At 69.5% G+C, this 17,276-nt stretch carries 15 protein-coding genes and 1 tRNA gene; 12 read left to right on the top strand and 4 right to left on the bottom strand.

Annotated elements, in window-relative coordinates; genetic code table 11:
* Positions 1-34: 34 nt before the first annotated feature.
* Positions 35-1,411, bottom strand: a complete 1,377-nt coding sequence (locus P2T62_RS01645; RefSeq protein ID WP_276259749.1) for an eIF2B alpha/beta/delta subunit family protein — start codon at positions 1,409-1,411, stop codon at positions 35-37.
* A 107-nt stretch (positions 1,412-1,518) separates the two neighbouring features.
* Here P2T62_RS01645 and P2T62_RS01640 point away from each other — a divergent pair, with 107 nt between their 5' ends.
* Both P2T62_RS01640 and P2T62_RS01635 read left to right on the top strand, forming a co-directional pair.
* A complete protein-coding gene (locus tag P2T62_RS01640) occupies positions 1,519-2,550 on the top strand; it encodes a calcium/sodium antiporter (protein ID WP_276259748.1) in 1,032 nt (343 codons plus the stop codon).
* 51 nt (positions 2,551-2,601) lie between these two features.
* The gene (locus tag P2T62_RS01635; RefSeq protein WP_276259747.1) at positions 2,602-3,111 is read left to right on the top strand and encodes a metallophosphoesterase family protein; all 510 of its coding nucleotides are present in this window, start codon (positions 2,602-2,604) and stop codon (positions 3,109-3,111) included.
* Positions 3,112-3,186: 75 nt separating this feature from the next.
* Here the strand turns inward: P2T62_RS01635 and P2T62_RS01630 are convergent, their stop codons facing one another.
* Together P2T62_RS01630 and P2T62_RS01625 are read right to left on the bottom strand one after the other, a co-directional pair.
* Positions 3,187-3,852, bottom strand: a complete 666-nt coding sequence (locus tag P2T62_RS01630; RefSeq protein ID WP_276259746.1) for a DUF309 domain-containing protein — start codon at positions 3,850-3,852, stop codon at positions 3,187-3,189.
* 130 nt (positions 3,853-3,982) lie between these two features.
* Positions 3,983-4,055 (bottom strand) — tRNA-Arg (locus tag P2T62_RS01625).
* A 183-nt stretch (positions 4,056-4,238) separates the two neighbouring features.
* On the opposite strand from P2T62_RS01625, the gene P2T62_RS01620 reads away from it, so the two are divergent.
* Positions 4,239-4,838, top strand: coding sequence for a DUF7504 family protein (locus tag P2T62_RS01620; RefSeq protein WP_276259745.1), 600 nt, complete (start codon positions 4,239-4,241; stop codon positions 4,836-4,838).
* A gap of 167 nt (positions 4,839-5,005) precedes the next feature.
* A complete protein-coding gene (locus P2T62_RS01615) occupies positions 5,006-6,469 on the top strand; it encodes a single-stranded DNA binding protein (RefSeq protein ID WP_276261665.1) in 1,464 nt (487 codons plus the stop codon).
* Between the two features lie 24 nt (positions 6,470-6,493).
* Here P2T62_RS01615 and P2T62_RS01610 read toward each other — a convergent pair whose 3' ends face one another.
* Positions 6,494-7,936, bottom strand: coding sequence for an MFS transporter (locus P2T62_RS01610; protein ID WP_276259744.1), 1,443 nt, complete (start codon positions 7,934-7,936; stop codon positions 6,494-6,496).
* A gap of 148 nt (positions 7,937-8,084) precedes the next feature.
* On the opposite strand from P2T62_RS01610, the gene P2T62_RS01605 reads away from it, so the two are divergent.
* From P2T62_RS01605 to P2T62_RS01570, 8 genes are all read left to right on the top strand, one after another.
* On the top strand, positions 8,085-10,364 hold the full coding sequence (locus tag P2T62_RS01605) for an ATP-dependent DNA helicase (RefSeq protein WP_276259743.1): 2,280 nt from the start codon (positions 8,085-8,087) through the stop codon (positions 10,362-10,364).
* Positions 10,364-10,921 carry a KEOPS complex subunit Cgi121 gene (gene cgi121, locus P2T62_RS01600; protein WP_276259742.1) on the top strand — a complete coding sequence of 186 codons (558 nt, stop codon included), beginning with the start codon at positions 10,364-10,366 and terminating at the stop codon, positions 10,919-10,921. The genes P2T62_RS01605 and cgi121 overlap by 1 nt, the downstream gene beginning before the upstream one ends.
* A 134-nt stretch (positions 10,922-11,055) precedes the next feature.
* Positions 11,056-12,480: a selenium-binding protein SBP56-related protein gene (locus P2T62_RS01595; protein ID WP_276259741.1), complete on the top strand. Its 1,425-nt coding sequence runs from the start codon at positions 11,056-11,058 to the stop codon at positions 12,478-12,480.
* A 2-nt stretch (positions 12,481-12,482) separates the two neighbouring features.
* Positions 12,483-12,842: a 2Fe-2S iron-sulfur cluster-binding protein gene (locus tag P2T62_RS01590; protein ID WP_276259740.1), complete on the top strand. Its 360-nt coding sequence runs from the start codon at positions 12,483-12,485 to the stop codon at positions 12,840-12,842.
* A gap of 241 nt (positions 12,843-13,083) precedes the next feature.
* A complete protein-coding gene (locus tag P2T62_RS01585) occupies positions 13,084-13,368 on the top strand; it encodes an amphi-Trp domain-containing protein (RefSeq protein WP_276259739.1) in 285 nt (94 codons plus the stop codon).
* Positions 13,369-13,502: 134 nt separating this feature from the next.
* Positions 13,503-14,282, top strand: a complete 780-nt coding sequence (locus tag P2T62_RS01580) for an Lrp/AsnC family transcriptional regulator (RefSeq protein WP_276259738.1) — start codon at positions 13,503-13,505, stop codon at positions 14,280-14,282.
* A gap of 163 nt (positions 14,283-14,445) precedes the next feature.
* Complete coding sequence (locus tag P2T62_RS01575) at positions 14,446-14,868, top strand: universal stress protein (RefSeq protein ID WP_276259737.1); 423 nt, start codon at positions 14,446-14,448, stop codon at positions 14,866-14,868.
* A complete protein-coding gene (locus tag P2T62_RS01570; protein ID WP_276259736.1) occupies positions 14,865-17,129 on the top strand; it encodes an amino acid permease in 2,265 nt (754 codons plus the stop codon). Before P2T62_RS01575 ends, P2T62_RS01570 begins: the two co-directional genes overlap by 4 nt.
* Positions 17,130-17,276: the final 147 nt, after the last annotated feature.

The raw sequence follows: 17,276 nt of genomic DNA, 5'->3' as shown, positions 1-17,276 counted from the left end.
TTATGTGTTCCCCGAATCGTCCGCCGGGAGTCGGTTACGGCCGGGGCCAGTCGGCGTGCTCGGCGGCCCGTTCGGCCACCCTCCGTATCGCACCCGCGTCGAGGAACCCCGCCTCGGTACAGTAGCCGTCGACCAGCGCGGGCGGCGTCACGTCGAACGTGGGGTTCTCGACGCGGAGGCCGGCGGGCGCCTCGTCGTCGCCCAGCAGTTCGCCGGCGTCGCGGGGTTCGAGGTCGGTCTCGTGCCCGGCCGGCGCCACCTTGTCCGTGTGTGTCGCGACGTAGACGGGCACGTCGCCCGCGGCCGCGGCACTCGCCAGCGTCCGCGTCCCGACCTTGTTGACGACCGAGCCGTCCACCAGCACCGTGTCCGCGCCGACGAGGACGGCGTCGGCGTCGCACGCGTCCAGCGCGTGGGCCACGCCCGCGTCCGCACACAGCGTGACCGGCGCGATGAGCGCGTCCGCGAGGGCACGCGCGACCGCCCGGCCCTCGCCGCCGGGGCGCGACTCCGCGACGACGACCCTGGCAGCCACCGCCTCCAGCACCGAGCGGACGGTCCCGGAGCGCGACAGTGTCGCCACGACGCCGTCGCCCCAGTCCGCCCGGCGGGCGTCACCCACGAGCCGACGCTGGGCGGGTTCCAGGTTCGCGAGGACGTGCTCGGCCGTCTGCCGGACGGCCCCGGCCGACCGGACCGGCGTGCCGTACGACCCGTCCCAGCCGTGCTCGTGCTCGCCGGCAGCGAGCCACATCGCCCGGTCCACCCGGTTCCCGACGACGGCCATGCTCTCGCGGGCCACGAGCAACGCGTCGGCGAGTGTGGCGAGCCGGGACCAGTCCGCCCAGTCCGGCAGGTCCACCGGCGCGTCGACGCCCGCGTCGAGCGCCGCCGCGGCGTCGCGCAACACCTCCACCGCACGCCGGGAGACGTACTCCGAGCCGTGCTCGCGGTCCTCGCGCACGTCCGCCACCGTGGGCGCGACCCGGCGGTAGGACTCCCACAGCCGCGGGACGGTCTCGCGGTCGAGGATGGCCGGCGGCTGGACCCACTCGTGCTCGGTCGTCTCGCGGTTGGTCGTCACCTCGCGGGTGGGACAGTCGAACAGGAACGGCGTGACGCGCCAGGTTCCGTGGTCGGGGTCCTCGACGGGAAACGAGGGGCCGCGCCGGACGAACGCGCAGTCGTCGGGGTCGATGCCGGTCTCCTCGCTGATCTCCTCGCGCGCCAGCCGCCCGGGGTCGCCCTCGGCGTGGCCCGCGACCGCGCCCCACTGCCCCGAGTACGAGCCGACCGCGTCGCTCCGGCGGCAGAGGAGGACGTCGGAGTCGTTCCGCAGGAAGACCGTGACGACCCCGGTTTCGTCCGCGTCGGCGCTGGCGCCGTCGGCCTCCTCGCCCTCGTCGCTCATGGTCGGTCTGTCGACGCCCCCGGGCATAACGGTTCGACCGGAACCGGGGGGAGGGCCGCCGCGACCCGAAGCTTGATTGAGCGGCCAGCGGTCGACGGAAGCGAGCCATGGTCCAGGGCGGCCCCGCCGTTCAGGTCGGCGTCATCGTCGTGACCGTACTCGGACTCTGGGTCGGCGCACGGGTCCTCGTCGACGCGGTGGTCCGGCTGGCACGCCGGTTCGGCCTCTCGGAGCTCACCATCGGCCTCACCATCGTGGCGATGGGGACCTCGACCCCGGAGCTGGCGGTGTCGGTCGACGCGGCGCTCAAGGGGCTGGGCGACCTCGCCGTCGCCAACGTCCTCGGGTCGAACGTCTACAACCTGGCGTTCATCCTGGGCGTCATCTCGCTGCTGCGGGTCATCCCCGTCGCCGAACCGCTCGTCCGCCGTGACGGGGTCGCGCTGCTGGCGAGCACGCTGGTCGGTGGCGTCGCCGTCCTCGACCTCTCCGTCTCCCGGCTGGAGGGCGCCCTCCTGGCGGGCTCGTTCGTCGTCTACACGGTGTACCTGCTCCGGACGCAGGGTGACGACGAGGGCCCGAACACGGGCGAGGAGGGCAGCGCCGCCCCGTCGCCGCCGAGCGGGGCGGAGCCGGCCGACGATGTCGCCCCGGCGGTGACGCGGGCCGTCACCGAGCGGGTGCAGTTCCGGGGGCGCGACGCCGCCTTCCTGGTCGGCGGGCTGGCGCTGGTGCTCGTGAGCGGGGACTTCATGGTGGTGGCGGCGTCGTCGCTGGCGCGGAGTGCCGGCATCTCGGAGTGGGTCATCGGCGGCACCATCGTCGCCGCCGGGACCTCGACGCCGGAGTTCGCCGTCTCGCTGGTGGCGCTCAGGCGCGGGAGCCTCGGCGTCTCGGTCGGCAACGTCATCGGGAGCAACATCTACAACATCACCGGCATCCTGGGCGTCGCGGCGCTCCTCCGGCCGCTCGTGATCAGCGGGACGGCCCTGGAGACGCTGGCGTGGCTGGCCGTCATCAGCCTCGTCATGGTGGCCGCCCTCTGGACGGAGCGCGTGCTGTCACGGCTCGAGGGGGCGCTGTTCACGGCGTCGGAGGTCGGTCGCTGGATCCTGGGCATCTTCGGTCTGCTCGGCTGACGCCCGGCCCCGGACGCACACTTTTGCCCCACCGCCGCCACACACTCGACCATGTCCACCCGCGTGGCCATCATCAGCGACACCCACATCCCGTCCCGCGCGAGCGAGATCCCCGACTGGGTCCTCGACGAACTGGACGCCGCCGACCTCGCCATCCACGCCGGCGACTTCGACACGTACGACTCGTACGACCTGGTGCAGGACGTGACGCCCGAACTCACCGCCGTCCTCGGCAATATCGACCCGCCGGACCTGGACGTGCCGGAGGTCGCGGCGCTCGACGTGGAGGGGGTGCGGTTCGTCGTCACGCACGGGACCGGCGACATCGCGGGCTACGAGGAGCGCGTCGGCAGCATCGTCGCCGAGCACGCCGACGACGACCGCCAGACGGTCGGCGTGTCGGGCCACACCCACCAGCAGGCCGAGTGGGAGCACGAGGGCTACACCTGCTACAACCCTGGGACCTGCACCGCGGCCGACCCCGCCACCATCGCGGCGATGCTGGTCGCGACCGTCGACGGCGAGACGCTCGATATCGAGAAGATGCAGAAATCGACCTGAGTCGTTCGAACCGATCTATTATCCATGGAAATGGCAGATTGTCGACGAAACCAATCCACAAACCGATAACTCCCCTTAGTCCCCGTCGGGGTCGAACAGCCCGGCCACGTCGTTCTCGCGCTGTTCGCGGCGCTGGACGTGGTCGCGCAGGCGGCCCAGCGGCGGGCCGTCCGGCCGGCCGGGGTCCAGCACCTCCAGCGTGAGCGTCACGAACGGGCTGGTGGTCTTGCCGTCGGCGAGGTCCGCGTGGCCGAACGCGGCCGCGCGGCGGAGCAGGTCGGCGGCGGCCTCGTCGCCACGCGCCTCGGCGAGTTCGGGCCCGGCGACGGCGGCGGCGGGGAACTCGAGGTCACCCGGGCCCAGCGCGACGCCGTCCACCTCGATGCGCGGCGGGTCGCGCTCACCGGCCGCGAGCGGGTCCGCCGCCATCGCGTCGAGCCACTCGTGCACGGGGCCGAGCGCGACGCCACGGTGCCCGTCGAGGCCCGAAAGGTAGTCGCGGGCGCTGGCCGCGAGCGTCGTCGCGCCCTCGGCGTTGCCCGTGCGGGCGTGATGGGTCCCGGCGGCGACCTGGATGAGCCCGTGTAGCAGCCGCTCGTCCGGTCCGTCGTCGAGGTGGAGCCACGCGGCCTCCCACGGGTCGTGGGCGGCGAGGTAGGCACCGGCGTTGAACACCGCGACGCCGGCGTGGAGGTGGGCCTCGACGTCGGGCGCGTCGTCGTCGCGGCGGTCGGCCGTCACGGTCGACGGTTCGGCGCCGAGCGGGAAAACGGTCGCGGGGCGCGACCGCCGACCGGACATAAATACCCGTGGACGACCCGGACGGCGCACCGGCAGCCGGTGCTCGTCGCGCGGTCGTCGTGAGAGGAAACGTCCGGTCAGCGATTTGAACGCTGGTCCCTGGCTCCGCAAGCCAAGAGGATAGTCCACTACCCTAACCGGACTCATCAATCGGTAGCGCGGACGTTCGTATAGGGGTTTCGAAACGGGAGCCCCCGCGCCGTTCAGCGGTCCGGTCCGTCCGGGGGCACGGGACAGTCCGCCGTGGAGAACCGGCCGGAGCCGGGCCCTTATGCAGGTTCGATAAGCACCGTGTTTATACCGGCGGCCGCGGTATCGAACACGTGATGTCGGCGGGGGAATCGGCCGAGGCCGGGAGATCGACGGGGGGTGACGACTCCGACCTCGCCCACGCAGCGAACGTGCTGGTCCTCTCCGGGCGGCTGGACAGCGATGCCCGTGCCACCTACGTCGAGGAACTCGTGTCCGTCGACCTGTCGAACCTGCTCGTCGTCTCCTTCGCGGACGACCCCGCACGGTGGCTGGAGAACTGGCACAGCGTCACGGACCCCCCGGAGACGGCGGTCCTCGTCGAGGGGGTCGAGCGCGACGACGGGGACGACCGGCCCGGCGTCGAGCGCGTGCTCGAGGAGCCGGCGGACCTGACCGGCCTGGGGATCACCGTCAGCGAGCGGCTCACGGACTGGGGGAGCGACTCGCTGCTCATCTTCGAGTCCCTGACGGTCCTGCTGGAGCACGTCGAGCTGAAGCGGGCGTTCCGCTTCCTGCACGTGCTCGTCAACCGGGTGAAGGCGACCGGCTCGACCGCCCACTACCACCTCGACCCGGGCGAGCACGACGACCGGACCATCGCCACCCTCACCTCGCTGTTCGACGCCGTCGTCACCTACGAGGACGGGCACTGGCAGGAGTCGACCTGGCCCTGAGCCGGCCCGTCGTCGCCGCTCCGTAGCTTCAAACCGGAAGCCGCAGCATCCGCCGTATGGAGCCGAACACGAGCGAGGAGCCCCCCGACGCCGAGGGCGGCGCGACCCCCGACGAGGACGCGACGGCAACGCTTAACGGAGCCGCCACCCCCAATAGCACAACAGCAATGGGCGCCATCGAGGACATCTACGCGGACCTGGACGCGGACGTCGAGGAGGAGGCATTCAGGGAGGCCGTCGAGGCGAAGGTCGAGGAGATGGACGGGCTCGTCGACGAGGAGGTCGCCGCCATGCTCATCGCCGAGGACCTGGGCGAGAGCGAGATCGAGGGCATCGCCGACATCGAGGCCGGGATGGAGGAGGTGCAGTTCCTCGGGAAGGTCGTCTCCGTCGGCGACCTGCGGACGTTCGAGCGCGACGAGGAGGACGCCGAGGGCCGGGTCGTCAACGTCGAGGTCGCCGACGAGACCGGCCGCGTCCGCCTCGCGATGTGGGACGAGGACGCCGCCGCCGCGGTCGAGGAGCTGGAGCCGGGACAGGTCCTGCGCATCAAGGGCCGCCCGAAGGACGGCTACAGCGGGCTGGAGGTCAGCGCCGACCGCGTCGAGGTCGACGAGGAGGCCGAACTCGACGTGGACCTCGAGGGCGGGGTGAGCATCGACTCGCTGGCGATGGGCCAGTCCGACGTGACCGTCGACGGCGTCGTCCTCGACACGGAGGCCGTCCGGACGTTCGACCGCGACGACGGCAGCGAGGGCCGCGTCGGCAACCTCGTCATCGGCGACGAGACGGGCCGACTGCGCGTCACGCTCTGGGACGAGCAGACCGAGGCCGTCGAGCGGTTCGAGCCGGGCGACACCGTCGAGGTCGTCGACGGCTACGTCCGCGAGCGCGACGGCAGCCTCGAACTCCACGTCAACGACCGGAGCGCGGTCGAGGCCGTCGACGCCGAGGTCGAGTTCGTCCCGGAGACGACGGACATCGGGGACGTGGAGATCGGCGAGACGGTCGACATCGCCGGGGTGGTCCGCTCGGCCGACCCGAAGCGGACGTTCGACCGCGACGACGGCAGCGAGGGGCAGGTCCGCAACATCCGCCTGCAGGACGCGAGCGGCGACATCCGGGTCGCGCTGTGGGGCGAGAAGGCCGACCTCGACATCGGGCCGGGCGACGAGGTCCTCGCGGCGGACGTGGAGATCCAGGACGGCTGGCAGGACGACCTCGAGGCCTCAGCCGGCTGGCAGTCGACCGTCACGCACCTGGAGGGCGGCCTCGCGGCGGCTCCGAGCGACGTGGACACCGACGCCGAGGGGGACGACGCGACCGGCGGAAGCGGCGACCAGGGAACGGGGCTGGACGCCTTCGCCGACGACGGCGGGAGCGACGCGGGCGACGGCGGGGCCGGCGAGAGTGGTGGCGGCGAAGCCGGCGGGGCCGGTGGTGGAGCCACCGCCGACGAGGGCACGGTCGAGTTCACGGGCACGGTCGTCCAGACCGGCGACCCAGTCAAGATCGACGACGGGGCGGAGACGGTGAAGCTGCGCGGGGACGCCGACGTGACGCTGGGGCAGAACGTGACCGTCCGCGGCACGCGCGACGGGGGGTTCATCGACGTCGAGGAGGTCTTCTGAGGGGTCGGTCGGCTCTCCGGCGACCTACTCCGCCACGAGCGTCGAGACAGACCCCACGCGGGGGATGCGCCGGAGGCTCGGCAGCGCGAAGACGTACAGCGCGAACACCGCCGTCGCGACCGCGTTCCCGTACAGCACCAGTCCGGGGGAGGTGGCGTCGGCGACCGCGCCGCCGACCAGCGCGCCGACGGGCGTCATGACCCCGGCACCGCTCCGGATGACCGACATCGCCCGCCCGAGCAGCCGGTCCGGGACGACCGCCTGGACCAGCGAGAAGACGAGGACGTTCATCGTCCCCGCGGGCACCAGGGCGAGCGCCAGCAGCACCGGCGTCGCGGGCATCGAATCGACGGCGATGGCGGCGGTCCACAGCACGGCACTCACGGCCATCCCGCCGCTGACGACGTAGCCGAACGGCCACTCCTCGACGAGGTTGCCGACGAGTGACCCCGCCAGCATCCCGACCCCGACGGCGGCCGCCAGCAGCCCGTACGCGCCGGCGCCACCGAAGCTGTCGCCGTACGACGGGAGGATGGCCATCACGCCGCCGAACGCGAAGTTGACGATGATGACCCCAAGCGTGAGTTTGGCGACGACGGTCCCGCGGAGGAAGCCGATGCCCTCGCGCAGGTCCTCGAGGTAGCTGTTCCCGTCGTCGTCATCCGTCTCCGGGGCCTCGGTCGCTGGCGCGGCGTCGGGCGCCGGGTCGTCGGCGGCGGGTGCGTCGGCGTCGGCATCGTCCGCCGGGTCGGCCGTCCGGTCGCCCGGCTCGTCCCGGCCGCCGTCCGCGACCGGGGCCGGGTCGCCGGCCTCCCCGTCGGCGGCCGCCTCGTCGGCGTCCTCCGCGGCCGACCCCTCGTCGTCGATATCGCCGGCGCCGGCCTCGGGGATGTTCAGCCCGAGGAAGAGCATCGTCGCGACGGCGAACGTGACCGAATCGACGAGGAACAGCGTGACGGCGCCGAAGGCGGCCACGACGACGCCGCCGAGGGCGTTGAACCCGGCGTTGACACCCTGGTACGCCAGCGTCAGGACGGAGTTCGCACCGACCAGTTCGTCCCGGTCGACGATGCGCGGGAGCGCCGCGCTCTGCGCGGGGTAGACCGGCTGGTTCAGCAGCGACAGCAGCGGCATCACCGTCAGGACGACCCAGACCGAGAGGACACCCAGGTAGTGCGCGGCCGGCACCACGAGGACGAGCAGTCCCTGGACGACCTGCGTACCGACGAGCAGCCGCTCCAGCGGCGTCCGGTCGACGAGCGGGCCGAACAGGAACTGCAGGGCCGCGGGCGCCATCGTCAGGAAGCCCGCGAGGCCCGTGAACAGCTCCGAGCCGGTCAGGTCGTAGACCAGCCACATCGCGGCGATGTAGTAGAGGCTGTCACCGGCGTTGGTGACCAGCCGGCCGCCGACGAGGAGGGCGAAGTCGCGGTTGCGCAGCAGGCCGACGAGTTCGCGGGGACGCATCGAGCGTTGGGTGGACAGCCAGCCCCATAAGCGACCGCGGAAGCGGATTTCTGTATCCGAGCCGAGAGGTCCTCCGCGGGCGGGCCGCCCGGGCCCCCACGCCCACGCACACGACAGTTTAAACGGGACGACGACCCACCCGCAGGTAATGAACGTCTCCGAGGTCGCGGGCGTGCCGGAGTGGCTCCCCGAGCACCTCCGTGCGGACGGTATCGAGGAGCTGTACCCGCCCCAGGCCGAGGCCGTCGAGGCGGGGGTGACGCAGGGCGACTCGCTGGTCGCCTCGGTCCCCACGGCGTCCGGGAAGACCCTCGTGGCGGAGCTGGCGATGCTGTCGGCGGTCCAGCGCGGCGGCAAGGCCCTCTACATCGTCCCGCTGCGGGCGCTGGCCTCCGAGAAGCGCGAGGAGTTCGAGGAGTTCTCGCGCTACGGCGTCGACGTCGGCGTCTCGACGGGGAACTACGAGTCCGAGGAGCGCTGGCTCCGCGAGAAGGACATCATCGTCGCCACCTCCGAGAAGGTGGACTCGCTGGTCCGCAACGACGCCTCGTGGCTCTCGCGGCTGGACTGCGTGGTCGCCGACGAGGTCCACCTCGTAGACGACGCCCAGCGCGGCCCCACGCTGGAGGTGACGCTGGCCAAACTCCGGCGCATCAACCCCGGGCTGCAGGTGGTGGCGCTGTCGGCGACCATCGGCAACGCCGACGCGCTGGCCGAGTGGCTCGACGCCGCCCTCGTCGACTCGGACTGGCGGCCCATCGAACTGCGCAAGGGCGTCCACTTCGGCGAGGCGCTCCACTTCGACGACGGCAGCCAGGAGCACCTCCCCAGCCAGGGCTCCGAGAAGGCCACCGAGAGCATCGTCCGGGACACGCTGACGCCCGACGAGGACGGGGACGGGGCGGACGGCGAGGACGGCCACGGCGACGGCCGCGGCTCCTCGCTCGTCTTCGTCAACAGCCGCCGCAACGCGGAGGGTGCGGCCAAGCGCCTGGCGAACGTGACGAACGACCACCTCGACGGCGACGAGGTGGCGCGGCTCCGCGAGATCGCCGCCGAGATCCGCGACGACAACGACACCGAGACCAGCGAGGACCTGGCCGACGCCGTCGAGAAGGGCGCCGCCTTCCACCACGCAGGGCTCTCGAGCACCATGCGCTCGCTCGTCGAGGACGCCTTCCGCGACCGCCTCGTCAAATGTATCGCCGCGACGCCCACGCTCGCGGCGGGCGTCAACACACCCTCGCGCCGCGTCGTCGTCCGGGACTGGCGGCGCTACTCCGGCGAGGCCGGCGGGATGCAGCCCCTGTCGGTGCTCGAAGTGCACCAGATGATGGGCCGCGCGGGGCGACCCGGGATGGACCCGTACGGGGAGGCGCTGCTGCTGGCGAAGAGCCACGACGAACTGGACGAGCTGTTCGAGCGGTACGTCTGGGCCGACCCGGAGCCGGTGCAGTCGAAACTCGCGGCGGAGCCGGCGATGCGGACCCACCTGCTCGCGACCATCGCGTCCGGGTTCGCCGACTCGCGCGAGGGGCTGCTGGAGTTCCTCGAGGAGACCCTCTATGCGAGTCAGGCCGACGAGGACGCCTTCCTCGAACAGGTGATGGACGACATGCTGGCGTACCTGGAGCGGAACGGGTTCATCGAGGACGAGGGCGGCCAGTTGCAGGCGACGGGGATGGGCCACACCGTCTCCCGCCTCTATCTCGACCCGATGAGCGCCGCCGAGATCATCGACGGGCTCCGCGCCGTCGAGGACCGCCCCACGGCGCTCGGACTCTACCACCTCGTCGCGCGCACGCCGGACATGTACCAGCTCTACCTCCGCTCGGGCGAGGAGGAGGAGTTCACGGAACTCGCCTACGAGCGCGAGTCGGAGTTCTGCGGCCGGATGCCCAGCGAGTTCGACGAGGCGTTCGACGACTGGCTCTCGGCGCTCAAGACCGCCAGACTGCTCGAGGACTGGGCCGACGAGGTCGAGGAGGACCGCATCACCGAGCGCTACGGCGTCGGCCCGGGCGACATCCGCGGGAAGGTCGACACCGCCGAGTGGTTGCTGGGCGCCGCCGAGCAGCTGGCGGCCGAACTCGACCTCGGCATCGCGCCCGCGGTCCGGGAGGCACGGGTCCGCGTCCAGCACGGCGTCCGCGAGGAGCTCGTCGACCTCGCGGGCGTGCGCGGCGTCGGGCGCAAGCGCGCCCGCCGGCTGTTCGAGGCCGGCATCGAGGACCGCGAGGCGCTGCGGAACGCCAACAAGCCGGTCGTCCTCGGGGCGCTCCGGGGCCGCGAGAAGACCGCCGAGAGCGTCCTCGAGAACGCCGGGCACACCGACCCCGACATGGCGGACGTGGAGCCGGACCCCGACGCCGCGCCCGTGGTGGACGACGCCGACGACGAGGACCAGACCAGCCTGGGTGAGTTCTGATGCGGCTCGTCGAGGGCATCGTCCACGTCGCGGGCGGGAACGACCGGGCGGCGGAGGCGAGCGCACCCGAAACGGCCCCCGTCTTCGACGACGTGGACGCGCTGGTCGCCCGGCTGGACGAGGTCGCGAGCGAGCACGGCGTGACCGTGCAGGCGTTCGACGCGGGCCTCGTCACGGGCCGCGAGCACCTCGAACGGGCGCTCGAACTCGCCGACCGCGAGCGCGCGCGCGGCGAGGGCATCGCGCGGGACCGCGCGGTCGAGGTGCTGCTGTACGCAGCCGGTCGCCGGCAGATCGACCGGGCCCTGGAGCTGGGCGTCGGCCCCGGCGCGACGCCCGCCGTCGTCCTGCTCGACGCGGAGGGCGAGGACGGCGACGAGGCGGCCGCCGCCGACGCCGTCCGGGCGCTGCTCGAACCGGCGGAGACGCTGGGCGACTACGACCCGGCCCGGGTCCGGGCGTTCTTCGACATCGAGGACGCCGAGCTGGCGGCGACCGACGCCGACCTGCCCGCACTGGTCCACGAGCGCGTGGCGCTGCTGGTCGTGAACCGGTGAGAGCGGGCCCCCGCCCCACCGTCCCGCCCGGACCGGGAGAGGTGGACAGGACCCGGTATCGAGATGGGTTCCATCCGTAGGAAACCGTTTCCTGAACCCCCGGAGTCAGAACCCGGGCTGGTGGAATCGTGAGTATGAACAGCACGGGACACGATAGCGGCACCGAGCACGCACACCACGACCACGACCACGACCACGAGGGCCCCGGCTACACGACGCCGCAGGCGGCCATCGAGGAGTCCGAACCCGAGGAGCTGGCGTACGTGATGGGCCTGTACGTCGGGACCGACATCGACGCGCCGGACTTCCTGGCGGTCGTCGACCTCGACCCGGACTCGGCGACGTACGCGGAGGTCGTCGACCGGGTGGAGATGCCCAACCGGGGCGACGAACTCCACCACTTCGGGTGGAACGCCTGCTCCTCCTCGTGCCACGTCGGCGGCCTGGAGCGACGCCACCTGGTCATCCCGGGCCAGCGCTCCTCGCGCATCCACGTCGTCGACACGAAGGACCGCCGCGACCCCGAACTGGAGCAGATCATCGAGCCCGAGGAGGTGTTCGAGGAGGACCTGAGCGCTCCCCACACCGTCCACTGCATCCCCGGCGGGCAGATCGTCCTCTCGATGCTCGGTGACCCCGATGGCGAGCTCCCGGGCGGCTTCCTCGAACTGGACGAGTCGGACTTCTCCATCGACGGGCGCTGGGACCCGCCGGGCGAGATCGAGATGAACTACGACTTCTGGTACCAGCCCCGGCGGAACGTGATGGTGTCGACCGAGTGGGCCGCCCCGGAGACCTACTACCCGGGCTTCGACCTCGACGACGTGGAGGCCGGCAAGTACGGCCGACAACTCCACATCTGGAACTGGGAGGAGAAGACGGTCGAGCAGACCATCGACCTCGGGGAGGAGGGGATGATTCCGCTGGAGGTGCGCTTCCTCCACTCGCCGGTCTCGACCCACGGGTTCGTCGGGGCGGCGCTCTCCTCGAACGTGTTCAACTTCCATCAGGTCGAGACCACGCCCGGCGATGGACCGGGGCGCTACGCGGCCGAGAAGGTCATCGACATCGAGGCCCGCGAGCACGAGGACTGGGACATGCCCGTTCCGGGTCTGGTGACGGACCTGCTCGTCTCGATGGACGACCGCTACCTGTTCTTCTCGAACTGGCTCCACGGCGACGTGCGGATGTACGACGTCTCGGACCCGATGAACCCGCGCTTCGTCGACCGCATCTGGGCCGGCGGCCACTTCGGCCCCGACCACCCCATCGAGGGCGAGCGCAAGGTCGTCGGCGGGCCGCAGATGCTCCAGCTCTCGCTCGACGGCGAGCGGCTCTACTGGACCACCTCGCTGTTCTCCTCGTGGGACGAGCAGTTCTACCCGGAGGAGGGCGAGCTGGGGTCGGTGATGCTGAAGGCCGACGTGGACCCGCGCCGCGGCTCGATGACGCTGGACGAGGAGTTCCTCGTCGACTTCGGCGAGATGCCCGCCGGCCCCGCGCGGGCCCACGAGATCCGCTGGCCGGACGGCGACTGCACCAGCGACGTCTGGCAGTAGCGGTGGGACCGGACGGCGGCCCCGGGGACGACGGCGACGGCCCGCCCCACCGGCTCGAACTCGAACGTGCCGACGGCTCCGGCACGACCACGGTGACCGCCCGGGCGGCGGAGACGGTGCTGGAGGCCGCCGAGCGCGCCGACACGCACATCCCCTTCGGCTGCCGGACGGGCGCCTGTGCCACCTGCACCGCGGAACTGCTCTCGGGGACGGTCGAGCACCGGCGCGAACCGCGGGCGCTGAAGCCGCGCCACCGCGAGGCCGGCTACGTCCTCACCTGCATCGCGGTGCCGACGGCCGACTGCCGGCTCCGCGTCGGGAGCGACGTGGCCGGGGAGCTGACCGAGAACCCGTGGAGATGAATCTTGGACTGCCACCTATTCGTCGAAATCCCCACACAGACGTACAAGTTATTGATTTAATTATTTATAAGCATATTTAATCAGAAATGTTCGATGTATCCGCACGAATGCTCGCAGATATACCTACTGTTCGAGAAGTCGTGCTGGATACAGAGCACGAGTCGGTCACGAGTGAATCGGTTCCGCCGAGGGGAAGAGACAGAACATATGCTTATCGGTAAAGCCAGCGTTTGGTCACCGCATGCCCGAGGAAGTCCTGTTCAAATCAGAGAGCAACCAGAGCCGTGAGGAGATCGCATCGTACCTCCGCAGTGTCGCTGCGAAGTTGGAACAGGGAGAACCGATTTCGCTGACGTCCGGGACAGAGTCCGTGACGATGCAGCCACCGGCCCGCCCGACGTTCGAGGTCAAAGCCGAACGCGAGGGGCCGACGGACGGCCCCGGAGAATTGAGTATCGAGTTCGAACTCGAATGGGACGAGGACGGTGGTGGAGAGAGCGGCGGCGGCCAGTTGGAAATCGAGTGAACGGTCGGCCGTCCCGTCGTACCGAACCGATCCACCGGTGCGTGGCCACACCATTTCCAATCTGCAAAATTAGATAGGTGTGGGTAAGAGTTATGTGCGGTTGGGGTGTTGGAATTTTTCAAAATCGAAGTACGATGCCTTACGATTACACCGACCACCGAATCGACGACGTAGATCGGCGGATACTCTACGCGTTGATGAACGATGCGAGGAATGCCTCTGCCAGCCGACTGGCAGAACAGACGAGCGTCTCTGGAGCCACGATACGGAACCGCATCCACAAACTGGAAGACGCGGGCATCATCCGAGGCTACACCGCACAGGTCGATTTCGAGGTCGCTGACGGTCACCTCACCAATCTGTACCTCTGCGATGTTCCGGTCACGAAGCGCCAGGCCCTCGCCCACGAGGCCCGCGCTATTCCGGGTGTCATCAACGTCCGGACGCTCATGACTGGCCGTCGGAACCTCCACGTTCTGGCCGTCGGAGAGGATACGAGCGACCTACGCCGCATCGCTCGCCGCCTCAGCGACCTCGGCATCCACATCGAAGACGAAGACCTGGTTGAGGAGGAAGTCTTCGCACCCTATGGGCCGTTCAATCCCGAGAGCGCCGGTCCAGCAGCTGAACCCAACGACTTCATCAGCCTCACCGGCAACGCCAGTGTCATCGAGGTGTCCGTCGAAGCCGGTGCCCCGATCGCGGGACTGACTCTCGAAACCGCCGTCCAGGAGCGGCTTCTGGACGACCAAACGCTCGTCATCGCTATCGAACGGGATGACCGTGAACTCACCCCGCACGGGGACACCGTCGTCAAACCCGACGACATCGTGACCGTCCTGTCACGGGCCGGGGATGATACGGCTGCTCTCGAAGTGTTCCGAGAATCGGCCCCAGGAGCGAGCCGCCGGTAATCATCTCCATGCTTTCACTCAAATACCTGAGCGAGGTCATCCGCCCGTCACGAACGATCGTCTACGAGTGTCGCAACTGCGGAACCACGCTTGACACCGAGGCGACGACCTGCCCCGATTGCGAGTCGGACGAAGTCGCGATGTACGAACTCTCAGACTGACCATGACACGACCCATCACCGGCCACGTCCTCGTTCCCGTCGCGAATGTCGAAGATGCCCGCGCATCGGCTGCGGCCCTCGAACCGTACTCGGTCGACCGAGTGACGGTCATGCACGTCGTCGAGAAGGGAGAGGGCGTCCCTGACAAGACACCAGTAGAGCAATCTGAACAAGTCGCCGCAGAGGCGTTCGCCGCATTTCGGGAGGTCTTCCCCGACGCCGAGACCGCCACGGCCTACGACCGAGATGTCGTTGAGGGGGTTATCGAGGTTGCCCAGAAAATTCAGGCGAGTGCGATTGTGTTCCGTCCGCGTGGTGGGTCACGAATCGTACAGTTCCTCGCCGGCGACCGATCCCTCAAACTGATTACGGAGGCCAGACGTCCGGTTATCGCACTCCCTGATCCGGAGGAATCGCCCGGATGACCGACGACGAGGAACTCGCGAAGGACCTCGGTCTTCTGTCGGCACTCACCATCGGCGTCGGGACGATGATCGGCGCCGGCATCTTCGTCCTGCCCGGCCAGGCCGCAGCAGCAGCTGGGCCCGCAGTCGCGCTCTCGTTCGTGGTCGGGGGCGTCATCTCGCTGTTCACCGCGCTGTCGGCCTCGGAGCTCGGGACTGCGATGCCGAAGGCCGGTGGGAGCTACTATTACGTCAACCACGCACTCGGCCCGTTGTTCGGGTCGGTTGCCGGGTGGGGCAACTGGATGGGGCTCGCGTTCGCATCAGCCTTCTACACGCTCGGCTTCGGCGAGTACCTCGCAACCTTCCTTCCGTTGCCTGCGCTCACGATTCCCGGCATCGGAATCGGGCTCAGCACGTTCCAGACGGGCGCGTTGCTGGCTGGCGCGGCGTTCATCGCCGTCAATTACGTCGGCGCGAAGGAAACCGGCAACGTTCAGATCGTCATCGTCACGCTGCTGGTCGGTATCCTCACCGTCTTCTCGGTTCTCGGCATCATGCAGGCCGACCTCTCGACGCTCCGTCCGTTCTTCCCGAGTGAGACGGGAGGTGCGGCAGCCATCCTCCCCGCGACCGGGCTCGTGTTCGTCTCCTTCCTCGGGTTCGCGAAGATCACGACCGTCGCGGAGGAACTGAAGAACCCCGGACGGAACCTGCCGCTCGCTGTGGTCGGGAGCGTCGTCATCGTGACCGTGATGTACGCCATCATCATGGTGGTGCTGATGGGCGTCATCAACTGGCGCCAGCTCGGCCCCGACTTCACCAGCACACCCGTCCTCGACGTCGCCGAAATCGCATTCGGCACGGTCGGGGTGGCTGCCGTCGGCGTCGGGCTGTTGACGTTCGCCGGGTTGCTCGCGACGGCCTCCAGCGCGAACGCGTCCATCCTCGCGTCCTCTCGAATCAACTTCGCAATGGGCCGGGACCGTCTCATCAGTGACAAGCTGAATGCGATTCACCCGAACTTCGCGACACCCTACCGCAGCATCGCGGTCACGGGTGGGCTCATCTTGCTGTTCATCGTCATCGGCGATGTCAAGACGCTCGCGAAAGCCGGGAGCGTCCTCCACCTAATCGTCTACGGCCTGCTCAACGTCGCACTCATCGTGATGCGGGAGGCCGACCGACCGGAGTACCAGCCTGCGTTCGAGGTGCCGCTCTACCCCGTCGTCCCGATTCTCGGGGCAGTCACGTCGTTCGGGCTCATCGCGTTCATGGAACCGGTCGAGATTGCGCTGTCGCTGGTGTTCGTCGTCGGGGGCGTCGCCTGGTATCTGGCGTACGCACGCGGGCAGGCCGAGAAGAAGGGTGTCCTGAGTCAGTACATCCTCGACCAGGCAGACGAGCTGCCCGACCCGGCGGTCGATGCCGCGACGGCTGTCCAGCCAGACGGCGGTGAGTACCGGGTGATGGTCCCGCTGGCGAACCCGGAACACGAGACGGACCTCATTACGCTGGCCAGTGCCATCGCGAAGCAGCGCGGCGGCACGGTCGATGCGGTCCATATCGTCACGGCGCCGAATCAGACATCCATCTCCCAGGCCGCCGCCAACCTCGACCAACTGGAAGCCGACTACCACGAGATTCTTGACCAGGCCGAGCGCGATGCCGAGACGTTCGGCGTCCCGGTCGAGACTCACACGATCGTCTCGCACCGACAGTTCGAGGAACTGTTCGATGCAGCCCGTGACCACCGGGCCGACCTCGTTGTTATGGGGTGGACCGACGGCCTGCGAAGTTCACCGGGCCGCGTCGAGAGTGCCTTCGACGACCTCGCCAAAGACCTGCCGTGTGATTTCCTCGTTCTCAAGGATCGGGGGTTCGACCCGAATCGGGTGCTGGTGCCGACGGCTGGCGGGCCCGATTCGGATCTCTCTGCCGAGGTCGCGAAGCTATTACAGGCCGAATACGGGTCCGAAATCACGCTGCTCCACGTGACTGACTCTCCAGCGGAGGGAGAACAGTTCCTGGAGGAATGGGCGGCGTCTCGCGACCTCTCCGATGCGCACCTCCAGGTGGAGACGGGCGATGTCGAAGCAGCAATCGAGCGGGCCGCGATGCAGCACTCGATGGTCATCATCGGTGCCACAGAGGAAGGGCTCCTCAGCCGGCTGCTCCGGGGGGCACTGGTGATGGACGTGGTAGACGATGTTGGATGTTCGGTCCTCCTCGCAGAGCAGGCGCGGAGCAGGGGATTGATCGAACGCCTGCTCGGCGACTGAGTGGTGTGCTGACGGGGCTGTCTCCCTTCGTCTGTGTCCGAGGATGTGGGTTCTTCAGGACGGAGAAGCGGGCGCCACCGACATCGAGAGTTACAACAGATGCACCGGTGTTCTGAGGGATTCATCCTCGAGATTCAGCAGCCGATC

Source organism: Haloglomus litoreum (assembly GCF_029338515.1).
Lineage (GTDB): Archaea > Halobacteriota > Halobacteria > Halobacteriales > Haloarculaceae > Haloglomus > Haloglomus litoreum.
This window is presented reverse-complemented; position numbering and strand designations above follow the sequence as displayed.